This window comes from Alicycliphilus denitrificans (genome assembly GCF_044792555.1).
Lineage (GTDB): Bacteria > Pseudomonadota > Gammaproteobacteria > Burkholderiales > Burkholderiaceae_C > Alicycliphilus > Alicycliphilus denitrificans_A.
On sequence record NZ_CP126238.1, the window covers coordinates 497,533 to 512,667 of the forward strand.

Below are 15,135 nucleotides of genomic sequence, written 5' to 3' on the forward strand. Positions count from 1 at the left end.
GCGGTTTTTGTGACTACAAAATGCCGTTAATTCATGAGGCTGAAAAGCTATATTTCTCAGGCGTGACAACGACTTGCGAACACATTGGTAACGACAGGGTGAGGGGGAACTTCAGCCTAGAAACGGCAGTTGACCGCTTGCCATCTTCACGAGAGCCGCATGGACATTGACTTTCGCTGCTTCGTTGGCCCTCACCCGTTGGGTGAACGCGCTACACCCTTGCCAGCACCGCGCTCGGGGCGTGGTTAGCAGGGCGTGGCACCGGGCATGGCCAGGCAGAGCGCGCCGTCCACGGTCTTGCCGTCAAGGACGGTGCTGTCAAAGGCGTTGCTGCGATTGCCGTCGGCGTCGCTGGCTGTGACGCGCACCAGGTACCTGCCGGCGGGCAGCGGCCCCAGGTTCAGCGCCGTGCGGCCCGAAACGGGCGCCGGCTGCAGTGCCATGGTGTCGGCGGCAAAGGCCTCTTTGCCGGCCACGGCGCGCGCCACCTCCACGCGGTAGCTGATGGGCTTGCCCTGGGGGTGGAAGGGCGCGGGCCAGCCCCAGTCCAGCTCCAGGCTGCCGGCCTTGTCGCTGCCCGCCAGCCAGAAGGGCATGGGGCGCTGCAGGCTCTCCAGGAAGAGGCCGTGGTTGGCGCCGATCACCGTCTGTAGGCGCTGGTATTCGGCGGTCCATTGCTGCATGGGCGTGCCCGAACCCCTGGCATCGAGCTGGTCGGCGTCGGGCGCGCGCGCCAGGAGCGGTTCGACGATGGGGCGGTAGCTGTCGAGCAGTTGCTTGACGGCGGCGTCGGTGAGGTATTTGCCGCGGATTTCCTCCACCGCCGCGCGCAGCAGGGCCAGGTTGCCGGGCGCCGAGAGAAAGCGCCGGTGCAGGGTGCTGTCCCACCAGCTGCTGAGCCCGCGGTTCCATGACGGATAGGCGGCGGCGCCGGGCTGCTGGGGGTAGCCCAGGGCGCCGTCGTAGTCCCAGGGCAGGAGGTAGAACCGGTCGCTGCCCAGCGGTTGGTACAGGCCGTAGTTCTGGCTCGCCGTGTCCCAATTGCCCAGCAGGATGGCCGTGGCCAGCCAGGCCAGGTAGTTGTTGCGGTCGAAGTAGCGCCCGAAGGTCGTCTGCAGCGGTGTCTCGTCGTCGCCCAGGGCCTTTACGGCGGCGACGATGGCCCGGTGGTTGCCGGAGTCCGACTCGATCTCCAGCAGCTGTTCAAAGCCCGGGCCGGCCTTGCCATCGGCCAGGGTCTGCAGCCTGGCGTCGGCATTGAAATTAAACGCGGCGACCTTGTAGACGTTCGAGCCGGCAACCCAGCCGCGGCGTTCCAGATAGCTTTTGCCGCCGAGTTTTTCGACATGGGTGAACAGGCCCATGGGCTGCGGCCCGGCGCCGTCGCCGGCGTCGTAGCGGATGTCCACGAACTGGGTGCGCAGGCTCTCGTGATAGGGCACGCTGCGCATCAGGTCGAAGGCCAGCTTGTTGCGCACGCGCGTCAGGTCGTAGGGGTGCTTGTTGAGGTTCAGGGTGTCCTCGCCCGACCAGGTCACGCCCTTGTCGAACTTGACGCGGTAGGACTTGAGCTGGGCCAGCCGCGTGCTGCTGCCGCGCAGGCGCATCTTGGCCGCGGCGCTTTTCACCTGCCCGTCGCCGCTGCTGGCCAGCACCTTGATCTCGGGCTCGCAGTCGTCGGCCTTGTCCTCGTCCAGGTTCACCGTGTCCAGCGTCACCATGCCACCGGGGTAGCTTGGCGGCGGGCCTGCCAGCTGCCGGCAGTTGCTCTTGTCCGCCAGGTACCAGCCGGAGCCGGACACCGGCGTCGGCTGGTAGACCAGGTCCAGCGCCAGCAGCGCCGGCGTGGCGTAGGGGTAGAGGCCCGGCGCATGCGGCAGGTCACCCGGCCCGGGCGTGAACGGGGCCTGGCTTTGCGGCGGCGCAGGGGGCGTGGGTGGCGACGCAGGCAGGCTCTCGTAGCCCCCGCCGCCGCAGGATGCCAGGGCCAGGCAGGCGCCGAGCAGGGTCAGGTGGAAGCGGGGGGAGGTTCTGCAATGCACGGGTGGTCCAGGCCTGGGGGTGCAAATATTTGCCCTGGGGCGGGCAAGGCGGGTATGGGGGAAGGACTCTCAGCCGCTTGCAGCGCCGCCAAACTCTTCGCCGAGCTCGCGCGCGCGGTGCTCCGCGGCATCGAGTGCGCGCATGAAGCGCTGCGCCACCTCATCGTCTTCCATGGACTGGATGGCGGCATGCGTGGTGCCGCCCTTGGAGGTGACGCGCTGGCGCAGCACGTCCAGAGGCTCGTCGGCGCGGCGCGCCAGCTCCGAGGCGCCCACGAAGGTGCCGACCGAGAGCTGCTGCGCCTGCTCCTGCGTCAGGCCCATGTCCACTCCGGCCTGGACCATGGCCTCCAGGAAATAGAACACGTAGGCCGGGCCGGAGCCCGACAGGGCCGTGACGGCGTCGAGCTGTGACTCCTGCTCCACCCACAGGTGTGCGCCGGTGGTGGCCACCACCTGTTCGACGAGGGCGCGCTCGGCCGGGGTGACGCCGGCGCGCGCGTACAGGCCGGTCATGCCCTGGCCGATGAGGGCTGGCGTATTCGGCATGGCGCGCACGATGCGTTCGCTGCCCAGCCACCGGGCCATGCTGTCCGAACGTATGCCGGCGGCCACGCTCAGGTGCAGCGCGCCCGCGGTGTGCGGCGCCGCCTGCCGCGCCGCCTCGCTGAAGGTCTGGGGCTTGACGGCCCAGACCACCAGGCGCGCGCGTGCCAGCGCTGCCGTGGCCGCGGGCTGCGCCGTGACGCCGAACTGCTGGCGCAGCGCGTCGCGCGCCGCCTCGAAGGGCTCGACGACCTCGATCTGGCCGGCCGGCAGGCCCTGCCGGATCAGGCCGCCGATGATGGCGCTGGCCATGTTGCCGCCGCCGATGAAGGCGATGGGAGGGAGAGGGGAGGCGCTGTCTGTCATGGATGGGGCAGAGACAAGGATGCGAGACGTGCCATTGTGCGCTGGCTGCGTCCCGTCGTGAAACTTCATATCATTTCCGACTAAAAGTAACCAGTATCAAGCGCGGGCAGCTATATTTTTAATAGCTTCAACCGTCTTTTGTGGGCAATACGGTCTGCGCCACGGCATGTTCCCAGCGTGCCATCAGGGCCTGGGCCTGATCGCGCGCGAGCGTGGGGACAAAGCGGCGCTCGGCCTGCCACAGGGCCGACAGCTCGTCCTCGCCGGCATACACGCCGCTGGTCAGGCCCGCCAGGTAGGCGGCGCCCAGGGCGGTGGTTTCGACCACGGCTGGGCGCACCACGGGAATGCCCAGCAGGTCGGCCTGGAACTGCATCAGCAGGTCGTTGACGCAGGCGCCGCCGTCCACGCGCAGCTCGCTCACCGGGGCGCCGCCCGCGGCCACGGCGTCGCGGCTCATGGCGCTGAGCAGGGCCGCGCTCTGGTAGGCAATGGATTCGAGCGCCGCGCGCGCGATGTGCGCCAGCGTGCTGCCGCGCGTCAGGCCGGTGATGGTGCCGCGCGCGTCGGGCTGCCAGTAGGGCGCGCCCAGGCCAGTGAAGGCCGGCACCAGCATCACGCCGCCCGAGTCGGGCACGCTTTGCGCCAGCTGCTGCACCTCGCTGCTGGCGCGTATCGCGTGCAGCCCGTCGCGCAGCCACTGCACCACGGCGCCGCCAACAAAGACGCTGCCCTCCAGCGCATAGGCGGGTGTGCTGCTGGGCTGGGCCGCGCTGGTGGTGATGAGGCCGTTGCGGCTGGTCTGGAACTGGTCGCCCGTGTGCATCAGCATGAAGCAGCCCGTGCCATAGGTGTTCTTGGCCATGCCGGCGCAAAAGCAGGCCTGGCCGAACAGCGCGGCCTGCTGGTCGCCGGCCACGCCGCCGATGGCGACGGGCTGGCCCAGGATGGCGGCGTCGGTGTGGCCGAAGTCACTGGCGGACGGCAGCACCTCGGGCAGCAGGCTGCGCGGAATGTTCATGAGCTGCAGCAGCTCGTCGTCCCACTGGTTGCTGTGCACGTTGAAGAGCATGGTGCGACTGGCGTTACTCACGTCGGTCACATGGCGCCGCCCGCCCGTGAGCTGCCAGATGAGCCAGCTGTCCACCGTGCCGAAGGCCAGCTCGCCGCGCTCGGCCTGGGCGCGTGCGCCGGGGATATGGTCCAGCAGCCATTGCAGCTTGGTGGCGGAGAAATAGGCATCCACCAGCAACCCGGTCTTGGCCTGGATGGCGGCGGCGTGGCCTTGCGCGCGCAGCTCGGCGCAGGCGGGCTCGGCGCGCCGGTCCTGCCAGACGATGGCGTGGTGCAGCGGCCGGCCCGTCTGGCGCTGCCACAGCACCGTGGTCTCGCGCTGGTTGGTGATGCCCAGGGCGCGGATATCGCGCGCCGCCAGGCCCGCCTGCGCCAGCGCCTGGCGCGCCGTGGCCAGCTGGGTGCGCCAGATTTCCATGGGGTCGTGTTCCACCCAGCCGGGGCGCGGGTAGATCTGGGGCAGCTCCTGCTGCGCCTGGGCTACCACCCGGCCCCGGGTGTCGAAGACGATGCTGCGCGAGCTGGAGGTGCCTTGGTCGAGGGCGAGCAGGTAGGTCATCTTTGGTGCGTGGTGAGTCGTCAGGGGTCCTGGGCGACGGTGCATTCGACGGCCGCGTCGTGCAGCAGGGTCGGGAAGGGATCGGGTGGCGGGGCGTCGGTGAACAGCCGGTCGATCTGTGCCAGTGTGGCTAGCTGCACCATGGCCGGGCGGCCAAACTTGCTGTGGTCGGCGGCGAGCCAGACCTCGCGCGCCTGGGCGATGATGGTCTGGGCCACCTTCACCTCGCGCAGGTCGAAGTCGCGCAGCGTGCCGTCGCTCTCGATGCCCGAGATGCCGATGAGCGCGATGTCCACGCGGAACTGGCGCATGAAGTCCACCGCCGCCTCGCCCACGATGGCGCGGTCGCGCGCGCGCACCACGCCGCCGGCGACGATGACCTCGCAGTCGGGGTTGCCGCACAGGATGGCGGCGACGTTGAGGTTGTTGGTGATGACGCGCAGGCCCCGGTGCTGCAAGAGGGCGCGCGCAATGGCCTCGGTGGTGGTGCCGATGTTCAGGATCAACGAGCAGCCCTGCGGCACCTGGGCCGCTACCGCGCGCGCGATGCGCGCCTTGCCCTCGGCGTTGAGGCTCTCGCGCTGGGTGTGGGCCAGGTTCTCCACGGTGGAGCCGGGCAGGCGCACGCCGCCGTGAAAGCGCGTCAGCAGCCCCTGCTCGGCCAGGCGCTGCACGTCGCGGCGCACGGTCTGCAGCGTCACGCCCAGGGCCTCGGCGAGATGCTCCACGCTGGCGCTGCGCTGCTGGCGCACATGGGCCAGCAGCTGGAGTTGGCGGGGGTTGTGGTTCACGGTGGGCTGCGGCGGGGTAAGGGGGGTTCACAGTGTCACATAAGAAGAAATATAATCAAAAAGGAAAAGAAGCGAAAATATTCGAACTGTCGCGGCCCGCGCATCGGCGCCGCCTGAAAGTCGTCATGAACACTGCAAGCCAAGACCAGCCCCTGAGCACCGACCGCGCCGCCTTGCTGGCGCGCCTGGCCGAGCCCCGCACCTACGACCTGGCGGTGGTTGGCGGCGGCGCCACCGGCCTGGGCGTGGCGCTGGACGCGGCGGCGCGGGGCTTCTCCGTGGTGCTGGTGGAGTCGCACGACTTTGCCAAGGGCACCTCCTCGCGCGCCACCAAGCTGGTGCATGGCGGCGTGCGCTATCTGGCCCAGGGCAACATCGCCCTGGTGCGCGAGGCGCTGCACGAGCGCACCACGCTCCTCAACAATGCGCCGCACCTGGCGCAGCCGCTGGCCTTCGTCATGCCCTCGTACAAGCTGTGGGAGACGCCGTTCTATGGCGTGGGCCTGAAGATGTACGACGCGCTGGCGGGCCAGGCCGGCCTGGGGACGACCGAATTCCTGGGGCGCATGGACACGCTGCGCTGTCTGCCCACGGCGCGCGCCGAGGGGCTCAGGGGCGGGGTCAAGTACTGGGACGGGCAGTTCGACGATGCCCGCCTGGCTCTGGCCCTGGCGCGCACGGCGGCGCAGCGCGGCGCGCTGCTGGTCAATTACTGCCCCGCGCGCGGCCTGCTGCACGAGGGCGGAAAACTGGTTGGCCTGGTCTGCGAGGACGCAGAGTCTGGTCGGCGCTTCGCACTGCGCGCACGCGCCGTGGTCAACGCCACCGGCGTCTGGGTGGACGAGCTGCGCCAGCAGGACGGCCAGGCCCTGGGCCGGCCCGTGCGCCCCATGGTCGCGCCCAGCCAGGGCGTGCACATCGTCGTGGACCGCGACTTCCTGCCCACCGACCACGCCCTGCTGGTGCCCAAGACCGCTGACGGGCGGGTGCTGTTTGCCGTGCCCTGGCTGGGCAAGCTCATCCTGGGCACCACCGACAGCCCGCGCCAGGACCTGGCGCGCGAGCCGCTGGCGTTCAAGGAGGAGGTGGACTTCATCCTGGGCGAGTCGGCCAAGTACCTGCGCCGCGCGCCCGCGGCGCAGGACGTGCGCAGCATCTGGGTCGGCCTGCGCCCGCTGGTCAAGCCGCAGGACGACGAGGGCGGCAACACCAAGGCCATCAGCCGCGAGCACACCGTGCTGGCCAGCGCCAGCGGCCTGGTCACCGTGACCGGCGGCAAATGGACTACCTACCGCGCCATGGCCGAGGATGTGCTGCAAAAATGCTTCGACGCCGGGCTGCTGCCCGCGCGCGCGGCCGGCGTGACTGAGCGGTTGCGCATGGTGGGCACGCCGGCGCAGCCGCCGCGCCAGCGCCTGTGCGATGCCCAGGGGCCGCACTCCTATGGCAGCGAAGCGGCGGCCGTCATGCAGTTGTCAGGGGCTGACATCTGGCTGGCCGATGGGCTGAGTGAGGCCATGGTGCGTTTTGCGGCGCGCTTTGAGTACGCCCGTACCGTGGAGGACATGCTGGCGCGCCGCAGCCGCATGCTGTTCCTTGATGCCCGCCTGGCGGCACGGCTGGCCCCGCGCGTGGCCGCCATCCTGCAGGAGGAACTGGGGTGCGATCCGCACCTGGCGGACTTTCTGGCCTTGGCGCAGCAGTATCAGCAGCTGCCAGCTTGAGGGGGCACCGGCGGGCGGCCGATGCAGGAGTAGCCCAGCCCATGGCGCGCGACGATGGCCGGGTCGTACAGGTTGCGGCCATCGAAGACCATGCGGTCCTTGAGCTGGCGGGCCAGCTCGCCGAAGTCGGGCACGCGGTAGATCTTCCATTCGGTGACGATGGCCAGGCTGTCGGCCCCTTGCAGCGCCTCGGCGGGGCTGGTGCACAGGGTGAGGTCGGGGCGCTCGCCGAAGATGCGGCGCGCCTCGCCCATGGCGGCCGGGTCGTGCGCGCGCACCCGGGCACCCGCGGCCCACAGGGCCTGCAGCAGGTTGCGGCTGGGGGCCTCGCGCATGTCGTCGGTCTCGGGCTTGAAGGCCAGGCCCCAGACGGCGATGGTCTTGCCCCGCAGGCTGCCGCCATAGTGGCCGACGATGCGCTCGCCCAGCACCGCGCGCTGGGCGGCGTTGCGCCGGTCCACGGCCTGCAGCAGCTCGGGCGCGAAGCCGGTGGACCGCGCCGTGTGGATCAGGGCCTTGACGTCCTTCGGGAAGCAGCTGCCGCCATAGCCCGCGCCCGGGTAGATGAAGCTGTAGCCTATGCGCGGGTCGCTGCCTATGCCGCGGCGCACGGCCTCGATGTCGGCGCCCAGGCGCTCGGCCAGGTTGGCGATTTCGTTGATGAAGCTGATCTTGGTCGCCAGCATGGCGTTGGCCGCGTACTTGGTCAGCTCGGCGCTCCTCACGTCCATCACCACCATCCGGTCGTGGTTGCGGTTGAAGGGCGCATAGAGCTCGCGCAGCTGGCCCTCGGCCGTGCTGCTGGCGGTGCCGATGATGATGCGGTCGGGGCGCTTGCAGTCGGCCACGGCCGCGCCCTCCTTGAGGAATTCGGGGTTGGAGACGACCTCGAAGGCGATGGCCACGCCGCGCTCGGCCAGGGCCGCGCCCACCGTGGCGGCCACCTTGTCCGCCGTGCCCACGGGCACGGTGGATTTGTTGACGATGGTCCTGGGGCCTGTCATGTGGCTGGCAATGGTGCGCGCCACGGCCAGCACATGTTGCAGGTCGGCGCTGCCGTCCTCGTCGGGCGGCGTGCCGACGGCCAGGAAGATCAGCTCGCCATGCGCCACGCCCGCCGCCGCATCGGTGCTGAACTGCAGGCGCCCCGCGGCCTGGTTGGACTGCACCATGGGGGCCAGCCCGGGCTCATGGATGGGCACGCGGCCCGCCTGCAGCGCCGCCACCTTGGCGGCATCCACGTCCACGCACATGACCTCGTGGCCGACATCGGCCAGCACCGCACCTTGCACCAGACCGACATAGCCGGTCCCGAAAATCGTGACTTTCATGGCTTGTAGAACCCTTTGTACCAGTGGACGAAGCGTGCCACACCCTCGCGCACGGGTGTTGCTGGGGAGAACCCGACCCAGGCGGCCAGCGCGGCCGTGTCGGCCGCCGTGCTGTGCATGTCGCCGGGCTGTATCGGCAGCATGCGCTTGGCGGCCGTAGTGCCCAGCGCCGACTCCAGCGCCGTGATGTAGTCCAGCAGCAGCGTGGGCGTGCTGTTGCCGATGTTGAAGATGCGGTAGGGCGCGGCGCTGGTGCCGGGGTGGGGCGCCAGCGGGTCATGGCCGGCATCGGGCGTGGCGGGCTTGTCCAGCACGCGCAGCACGCCCTCCACGATGTCGTCGATGTAGGTGAAGTCGCGCACCAGCTGGCCGTCACCATAAACGTCGATGGCCTCGCCCGCGAGCATGGCGCGCGTGAACTTGAACAGCGCCATGTCCGGCCGTCCCCAGGGGCCGTAGACGGTGAAGAAGCGCAGGCCGGTGGTCGGGATGCCGTACAGGTGGGCATAGGCATGCGCCATCACCTCGTTGGCCTTCTTCGTGGCGGCGTAGTAGCTGATCGGGTGGTCCACCGCATCGCGCTCGGAAAACGGCAGCCTGGCGTTGCCGCCGTAGACGCTGGAGCTGCTGGCGAACACCAGGTGCGCCACCTGCTGCGTGCGGCAGCCCTGCAGGATGTTGCCGAAGCCCAGCAGGTTGGAGGCGGTGTAGTCGTCGGGCGCGTCTATGGAGTAGCGCACGCCGGCCTGCGCCGCCAGGTGCAGCACGCGGGCGGGGCGCACGCGCTCGAACAGCGCGCGCATGGCCACGCCGTCGGCCACGTCGATGCGCTCGAAGGCAAAGCCCGGCTGTGCCTGCAGCCGCTGCAGGCGCGCCTGTTTCAGGCCGACGTCGTAATAGGCATTGAGGTTGTCCACGCCCAGCACGCGTTCGCCGCGCGCGAGCAGGGCCTGCGCGCAATGCATGCCGATGAAGCCGGCGCAGCCGGTGACCAGGGTCGCGCTCATGGTTGCCTCCCGGGGACCTGGGCCAGCGCTCCATGTGCAGGGGCATGGTGCGCAAGGCACAAGCATGGTGATTCCAGCTGCATCGTATAGCACCGCACCGCCCGGCAGGTGCCCGATGTCTGCACCCGGTGCCGATCTGCAGCGGCGCCGGGTGAGTCCGCAGCCTGGCTGCCATCAAGCGATGGCTGGCTTTTTTGCTATTTTAATAATAGCTTTATGCGCTTGTTGTAAAAGCGTTTGCGCGGTTTTATGCTGGTGGGTCGCGCCGCAATACCAGCGCGGCATCGTAGAGCGCGTTGCGCGGTGCGCCGGTGATCTCGGCCGCCAGCTTCACGGCGGTCTTGGTGGGCAACTCTGCCAGCAGCAGGCGCAGCACGCGCAGGCCCTCGCCGCCGTCGTCGGCGGGAGCGGCGCAGGGGTGCAGCAGCACGACGAATTCGCCGCGCGCGCGCTGCGGCCCGCCCTCCAGCCAGGCGCCCAGCGCCTGCGCGGGCAGGGTGGTGATTTCTTCGAACTGCTTGGTCAGCTCGCGCGCCAGGGTCACCGGGCGCTCGCCCAGCACGGCCAGGGCGTGGGCCAGGTCGAGTATGCGGTGCGGCGCCTCCAGCAGCAGCACGCAGCGCGGCTCGGCGGCCAGGCGCTGCACGGCCGCGGCGCGCTCGGCGCTCTTGGTCGGCAGAAAGCCGGCGAACAGGAAGCCGCTACTGTCGGGCGTGTGGGCGATGGCGCCGGCCACGCTCAGGGCGCAGGTCACGCTGCTGGCACCGGGCAGGGGGATGCAGCGCAGGCCCGCGGCCTGCACGGCGGCCACCAGGCGCGCGCCGGGGTCGCTCACGCCGGGGGTGCCGGCGTCGCTCACATAGGCCACGCGCTGGCCGGCGTGCAGGCGCTCGACGATCGATTGCGCGGCCTGGGCCTCGTTGTGCTGGTGCAGGGCCAGCAGGTGCCCGGCGGGCTTGTCTATGCCATAGGCGCGCAGCAGGGCCTGGGTGTGGCGCGTGTCCTCGCAGGCGATGGTGTCGGCCAGCTGCAGCACATGCAGGGCGCGCAGGCTGATGTCGGCCAGGTTGCCGATGGGCGTGGCCACCACGTACAGGGCGCCCTGCGGATAATGCTGCAAAGCCGCGGCGTCGCGTGCGGCGGTCAGGGCGGAGGCAAAGGATGCGCTCAATGGGTTTCCTCGGCAAGAAGGTCGATGGCGATGCGCCGGCGCGCAGCACGCGCGCGCGCGGCCAGGCGGCGGAAGAGCGGGCGCTGGCCCATCTGGCGGCGGCCGGCCTGGCCCTGGTGGAGCGCAATTATCGGACCCCCGGGCGCGGCGGCGGCGAGATCGACCTAGTGATGCGCGAGCCGGGCGGCACGCTGGTGTTCGTGGAGGTGCGCAGCCGTGCCGCGGCCGGCTTTGGTGGCGCGGCGGCCAGCATTGGCGCCGGCAAGCGCCGGCGCATCATCTTCGCGGCACGGCACTATCTGCTGCGCTGGCCTGCGCCGCCGCCGTGCCGCTTTGATGCCGTGCTCATCGAGGGCTCTCGGGTGCAATGGCTGCAGGGTGCCTTCGACGCCGGGTAAGCCTACCGTTTGCTACAAAGGATGCAGCACCGCCGGGTATCATTCGCGCCCCATGCTTGAGCAACGCATACAACAGCATTTCATCGACAGCGCCGACCTGAAATACCAGGCGGCGCAGGCCCTGGGTCAGCCGATCGCCGCGGCCGTGCAGGCCATCCTGGCCTGCGTGACCAATGGCGCCAAGGTGCTCGCCTGCGGCGGCGGCCCATCGGCGGCGCAGGCGCAGCAGTTCGCGGCCTTCTGCGTGATGGGCCTGGAGCGCGAGCGCCCCGAGCTGGCCGCCCTGGCGCTGGCGCCGGATGCGGTGTGGGCCGCGGCGTCCGCGGCCGGCGCGGGCGCCGACATCGCCGCGCTGGCACGCCAGGTGCGCGCACTCGGCCAGGCCGGCGACCTGCTGCTGGTCATCACCACCGGCGGCAACGAGCCCGCACTGCTGGAGGCCGTGCAGGCGGCGCATGAGCGCGACATGACCGTGGTGCTCCTCTGCGGCCGCGATGGCGGCGCCCTGGCCACGCTGCTGCGCGAGACCGATGTGCAGATCTGCGTGCCGCACGACCGCGCCGTGCGCGTGCGCGAGGTGCATGCCCTGGTGCTGCACTGCCTGTGCGACGGCGTGGACGCACAGTTACTTGGAGAACAGGAGATCGTTTCATGACAATCGCAATGTTGCGCCCCCTGGGCGCAGTGCTGGCCGCAGCCACCCTGGTTGGCAGCCTTGGCGCCTGCGTGCCCCTGGTGGTCGGCGGTGGCGCCGTGATGGGCACCCTGGTGGCCGTCGACCGGCGCACGGCGGGCACGCAGGTGGAGGACGAGGGCATCGAGCTGCGCGCCGCCAGCCGCATTCGCGAGGCTCTGGGCGAGCGCGTGCATGTGAACGTGACCAGCTACAACCGCCAGGTCCTGCTGACCGGCGAGGTGCCCTCGGCCGCCGACAGCCAGAAGGTGGAGCAGGTCGTGCTGGCCGTGGACAACGTGCGCTCGGTGGTCAACGACCTGGGCGTGATGGCCGCATCCTCGCTGTCGCAGCGCTCCAAGGACACCTTCATCACCGGCAAGGTGCGCGCCAGCCTGGTGGACGCCAAGGACCTGACGGCGAATGCCTTCAAGGTGGTGACCGAGCGCAACGTGGTCTACCTGATGGGCCGCGTCACGCCGCGCGAGGCCAAGCGCTCGGCCGAGATTGCGCGTGGCGTGGATGGCGTGCACAAGGTGGTGCGCGTGTTCGAGGTCATCTCCGAGGAGGAGCTCGCCCGCGGTCTGGCCGCGCAGCAGGCCCCTGTGTCGCAGGATCCGGCGGCCGCGAAGCCCTGAGCCTCAGGATTTGGGCGGTGGCAGCAGCCGCGTGATCAGGCTGGACGTATCCCAGCGCTGCCCCCCCGCGCGCTGCACGTCGGCATAGAACTGATCCACCAGCGCGGTGACCGGCAGGCGCGCGCCGTTGCGCTTGGCCTCGTCCAGCACCAGGCCCAGGTCCTTGCGCATCCAGTCCACGGCAAAGCCGAAGTCAAAGCGCCCCTGCACCATGGTCTTGCCGCGGTTGTCCATCTGCCAGCTTTGCGCCGCGCCCTTGCCGATCACGTCGAGCACCAGAGGCATGTCCAGGCCTGCATGCAGGCCGAAGGCGATGGCCTCGGACAGGCCCTGCACCAGGCCAGCAATGCAGATCTGGTTGACCATCTTCGCCAGCTGCCCGGCGCCGCTGTCGCCGATGCGCGTGAAGGCACGCGAGAACGCCATCGCCGTGGGCCGCACGGCGTCGAAGGCCGCCTGGTCGCCGCCGCACATCACCGTGAGCTGGCCGTTTTGCGCACCCGCCTGGCCGCCGGAGACGGGCGCGTCGATGAACTGCAGGCCCAGGGCGCGGGCGGCGGCGTAGAGTTCGCGTGCCACAGCGGCCGATGCCGTGGTGTGGTCCACGAAAATCGCGCCCGGCCGCATGCCGGCGAAGGCGCCATCGGCGCCCAGCACCACGCTGCGCAGGTCGTCGTCGTTGCCCACGCAGCAAAAGACGATCTCGGCGTCCTGCGCCGCCTCGCGTGGTGTCATTGCATGTTTTAGGCCGCCAGCGCTCGCGAATTCTGTGCACCAGGCTTCTGATTTTGTAGCGGTGCGGTTGTACACCGTCACCTGGTGGCCGGCCGAAGCCAGGTGGCCTGCCATGGGGTAGCCCATGACGCCCAGGCCCAGAAAGGCCACGCGGCGCGCGGGGGTTGGCTCGTAGCTGCGTTGATGGATGCTGCTCATGGTCGTCCGGTCTCCAGAATAAAAAAACAAGGCCCGCCCGGCATGGTACGGCGGGCGGGCCGGGGTATTGGTCTTTGCTTCTCAGACGATGGCGAAATGCTCGGTGCCCGAGGACAGGTCGGTGGTCTTGGTGCGCTGGCTGCCGAGCTTGATCTGCAGGCGCAGGTCGTTGAGCGAATCGGCGTTGCGCAGCGCGTCCTCGTAGCCGATGACATTGGCCTCGAACAGGTCAAACAGCGACTGGTCGAAGGTCTGCATGCCCAGGTTGCGGCTCTTTTTCATGATCTCCTTGATCTCGACGACCTCACCCTTGAAGATCAGGTCGGCGATCAGGGGGGTGTTGAGCATGACCTCGACGGCCGCGGCCCGGCCCTTGCCGTCCTGCTTGGGCAGCAGGCGCTGCGACACCATGGCCTTGAGGTTCAGCGACAGGTCCATGAGCAGCTGCGCACGGCGCTCTTCGGGGAAGAAGTTGACGATGCGGTCCAGCGCCTGGTTGGCGCTGTTGGCGTGCAGCGTGGCCAGGCACAGGTGGCCGGTCTCGGCGAAGGCCACGGCATGCTCCATGGTCTCGCGGTCGCGGATCTCGCCCATCAGGATCACGTCGGGCGCCTGGCGCAGCGTGTTCTTCAGGGCCGCCCCCCAGCTGTCGGTGTCCAGGCCCACCTCGCGCTGGGTGACCACGCAGTTCTTGTGCGGATGCACGAACTCGATTGGGTCTTCCACGGTGATGATGTGGCCGAAGGAATTCTCGTTGCGCCAGTCCACCATGGCCGCCAGCGTGGTTGACTTGCCCGAGCCCGTGGCGCCCACCAGGATGCACAGGCCGCGCTTGGTCATGGCGATTTCCTTGAGCACCTGCGGCACGCCCAGACCATCGATGGTGGGCAGGGTGAGCGGAATCGTGCGCAGCACCATGCCTACGCGGCCCTGCTGGATGAAGGCGTTCACGCGAAAGCGCCCAATGCCGGCGGGCGAGATGGCGAAATTGCACTCCTTGGAGCGTTCGAAGTCCGCGATCTGGCGATCGCTCATGATGGAGCGCGCCAGCGTCAGCGTGTGCGCCGGTGTCAGTGGCTGGGGCGAGACCTTGGTGACCTTGCCATCGACCTTGATCGCCGGCGGAAACTCGGCCGTGATGAACAGATCGCTGCCGCCGCGGCTGACCATGAGCTTGAGCAGGTCGTTGATGAATTTGCTGGCCTGGTCGCGTTCCATTGTCTTCCCCCCTTCGACGGTCAGTTAACGCTGGTTTTCACTCAGGCGGGCGCTCACCACGCGCAGGCGCAGCGAGAGCTTGCGCGCCAGCAGCGCCACCAGGCTGGCCGCCAGCTGCGGATCCTGCGACATCATCTCGTCCATGGCATCGGCGCTGAGCACGGCCACCTCGCAGTCGGTGAGCGTGGTGCAGACCGAGAAGCGGATGCCGCTGTCGAGCAGCGACATCTCGCCCAGGATGTCGCCCGGGCGCGTCTCGGCCAGGCGCAACTGCTCGCCCCAGGGCTGCAGGCGATCGACGGCGATGGTGCCCGTGAGCAACACCACCATGAAGTTGCCATATTCGTCCTGGCGGATCACGTCCCGGTTCGGGGGGATGGCTGCGAACTGGAAAAAGCGCTCCATGCGCTCCACGGCGTTCTGGTCCAGGTGCGCCATGTACTTGTCCTTGGCCCACAGCGACTGCAGCAGCTTGCCGCCGCGGCTCTTGGCCAGGCGTTTGGCGCCCACCTCGACGGCACGCGCCTCCCAGGGGACGAGCAGTGATTCGTCCACGCCCTGGCCGGCGAACGCAGTGGTGAAGAGCACCGAATCGCCAGTGTCCTGGGCCGGCCTGTGGGTCTTGGGCCTGAGCAGGCTGAGAATGCCTTTCATGGGTAAAGCT

14 protein-coding genes are annotated in these 15,135 nt (G+C 69.4%); 4 read left to right on the forward strand and 10 right to left on the reverse strand.

The annotated features are described in order from the left end of the window. Positions 1-245 precede the first annotated feature (245 nt). The 4 genes from P7644_RS02380 to P7644_RS02395 all read right to left on the reverse strand — a co-directional run bounded on the left by P7644_RS02380 (position 246) and on the right by P7644_RS02395 (position 5,378). A complete protein-coding gene (locus P7644_RS02380) occupies positions 246-2,042 on the reverse strand; it encodes a CotH kinase family protein (RefSeq protein ID WP_404301403.1) in 1,797 nt (598 codons plus the stop codon). A gap of 69 nt (positions 2,043-2,111) precedes the next feature. Continuing rightward, positions 2,112-2,954 carry a pyrroline-5-carboxylate reductase gene (proC, locus tag P7644_RS02385; RefSeq protein WP_404301404.1) on the reverse strand — a complete coding sequence of 281 codons (843 nt, stop codon included), beginning with the start codon at positions 2,952-2,954 and terminating at the stop codon, positions 2,112-2,114. Between the two features lie 127 nt (positions 2,955-3,081). Then, on the reverse strand, positions 3,082-4,587 hold the full coding sequence (gene glpK / locus P7644_RS02390; RefSeq protein WP_404301405.1) for a glycerol kinase GlpK: 1,506 nt from the start codon (positions 4,585-4,587) through the stop codon (positions 3,082-3,084). 20 nt (positions 4,588-4,607) lie between these two features. Then, complete coding sequence (locus tag P7644_RS02395; protein ID WP_404301406.1) at positions 4,608-5,378, reverse strand: DeoR/GlpR family DNA-binding transcription regulator; 771 nt, start codon at positions 5,376-5,378, stop codon at positions 4,608-4,610. A gap of 125 nt (positions 5,379-5,503) precedes the next feature. Here P7644_RS02395 and P7644_RS02400 point away from each other — a divergent pair, with 125 nt between their 5' ends. After that, positions 5,504-7,102 (forward strand): FAD-dependent oxidoreductase, encoded by a 1,599-nt coding sequence (locus P7644_RS02400; protein WP_404301407.1) that lies wholly within the window; start codon positions 5,504-5,506, stop codon positions 7,100-7,102. Here P7644_RS02400 and P7644_RS02405 read toward each other — a convergent pair. The 3 genes from P7644_RS02405 to rsmI all read right to left on the reverse strand — a co-directional run bounded on the left by P7644_RS02405 (position 7,084) and on the right by rsmI (position 10,611). Then, on the reverse strand, positions 7,084-8,433 hold the full coding sequence (locus tag P7644_RS02405) for a UDP-glucose dehydrogenase family protein (RefSeq protein WP_404301408.1): 1,350 nt from the start codon (positions 8,431-8,433) through the stop codon (positions 7,084-7,086). The two genes, P7644_RS02400 and P7644_RS02405, sit on opposite strands and share 19 nt — an antisense overlap. Then, positions 8,430-9,440, reverse strand: a complete 1,011-nt coding sequence (locus tag P7644_RS02410; RefSeq protein ID WP_404301409.1) for an NAD-dependent epimerase/dehydratase family protein — start codon at positions 9,438-9,440, stop codon at positions 8,430-8,432. The genes P7644_RS02405 and P7644_RS02410 overlap by 4 nt, the downstream gene beginning before the upstream one ends. A 247-nt stretch (positions 9,441-9,687) precedes the next feature. After that, positions 9,688-10,611 (reverse strand): 16S rRNA (cytidine(1402)-2'-O)-methyltransferase, encoded by a 924-nt coding sequence (gene rsmI, locus P7644_RS02415; RefSeq protein ID WP_404301410.1) that lies wholly within the window; start codon positions 10,609-10,611, stop codon positions 9,688-9,690. On the opposite strand from rsmI, the gene P7644_RS02420 reads away from it, so the two are divergent. Genes P7644_RS02420 through P7644_RS02430 form a run of 3 tightly spaced genes read left to right on the forward strand, consistent with a single transcriptional unit; the run spans position 10,611 to position 12,320 of the window. Continuing rightward, positions 10,611-11,009, forward strand: coding sequence for a YraN family protein (locus P7644_RS02420; protein ID WP_404301411.1), 399 nt, complete (start codon positions 10,611-10,613; stop codon positions 11,007-11,009). The genes rsmI and P7644_RS02420 overlap by 1 nt on opposite strands. 52 nt (positions 11,010-11,061) lie before the next feature. Beyond that, positions 11,062-11,664: an SIS domain-containing protein gene (locus P7644_RS02425; protein WP_404301412.1), complete on the forward strand. Its 603-nt coding sequence runs from the start codon at positions 11,062-11,064 to the stop codon at positions 11,662-11,664. Next, positions 11,661-12,320: a BON domain-containing protein gene (locus P7644_RS02430; protein ID WP_404301413.1), complete on the forward strand. Its 660-nt coding sequence runs from the start codon at positions 11,661-11,663 to the stop codon at positions 12,318-12,320. The genes P7644_RS02425 and P7644_RS02430 overlap by 4 nt, the downstream gene beginning before the upstream one ends. 3 nt (positions 12,321-12,323) lie before the next feature. Here P7644_RS02430 and P7644_RS02435 read toward each other — a convergent pair whose 3' ends face one another. The 3 genes from P7644_RS02435 to P7644_RS02445 form a co-directional block, all read right to left on the reverse strand. Then, the gene (locus P7644_RS02435; protein ID WP_404301414.1) at positions 12,324-13,253 is read right to left on the reverse strand and encodes an NAD(P)-dependent oxidoreductase; all 930 of its coding nucleotides are present in this window, start codon (positions 13,251-13,253) and stop codon (positions 12,324-12,326) included. A gap of 81 nt (positions 13,254-13,334) precedes the next feature. Next, entirely contained in the window at positions 13,335-14,471 is a 1,137-nt protein-coding gene (locus tag P7644_RS02440) for a PilT/PilU family type 4a pilus ATPase (protein ID WP_404301415.1), read from the reverse strand. Positions 14,472-14,495: 24 nt separating this feature from the next. After that, entirely contained in the window at positions 14,496-15,125 is a 630-nt protein-coding gene (locus P7644_RS02445; protein WP_404301416.1) for a cyclic nucleotide-binding domain-containing protein, read from the reverse strand. Between the last annotated feature and the right edge of the window lie 10 nt (positions 15,126-15,135).

What these genes read in the sequence shown, in the direction of transcription:
- proC (WP_404301404.1), bottom strand. Translation starts at nt 2,954, where the DNA reads ATGACAGACAGCGCCTCCCCTCTCCCTCCCATCGCCTTCATCGGCGGC.
- glpK (WP_404301405.1), bottom strand. Translation starts at nt 4,587, where the DNA reads ATGACCTACCTGCTCGCCCTCGACCAAGGCACCTCCAGCTCGCGCAGC.
- P7644_RS02400 (WP_404301407.1), top strand. Translation starts at nt 5,504, where the DNA reads ATGAACACTGCAAGCCAAGACCAGCCCCTGAGCACCGACCGCGCCGCC.
- P7644_RS02405 (WP_404301408.1), bottom strand. Translation starts at nt 8,433, where the DNA reads ATGAAAGTCACGATTTTCGGGACCGGCTATGTCGGTCTGGTGCAAGGT.
- P7644_RS02410 (WP_404301409.1), bottom strand. Translation starts at nt 9,440, where the DNA reads ATGAGCGCGACCCTGGTCACCGGCTGCGCCGGCTTCATCGGCATGCAT.
- P7644_RS02420 (WP_404301411.1), top strand. Translation starts at nt 10,611, where the DNA reads ATGGGTTTCCTCGGCAAGAAGGTCGATGGCGATGCGCCGGCGCGCAGC.
- P7644_RS02425 (WP_404301412.1), top strand. Translation starts at nt 11,062, where the DNA reads ATGCTTGAGCAACGCATACAACAGCATTTCATCGACAGCGCCGACCTG.
- P7644_RS02430 (WP_404301413.1), top strand. Translation starts at nt 11,661, where the DNA reads ATGACAATCGCAATGTTGCGCCCCCTGGGCGCAGTGCTGGCCGCAGCC.
- P7644_RS02435 (WP_404301414.1), bottom strand. Translation starts at nt 13,253, where the DNA reads ATGAGCAGCATCCATCAACGCAGCTACGAGCCAACCCCCGCGCGCCGC.
- P7644_RS02440 (WP_404301415.1), bottom strand. Translation starts at nt 14,471, where the DNA reads ATGGAACGCGACCAGGCCAGCAAATTCATCAACGACCTGCTCAAGCTC.
- P7644_RS02445 (WP_404301416.1), bottom strand. Translation starts at nt 15,125, where the DNA reads ATGAAAGGCATTCTCAGCCTGCTCAGGCCCAAGACCCACAGGCCGGCC.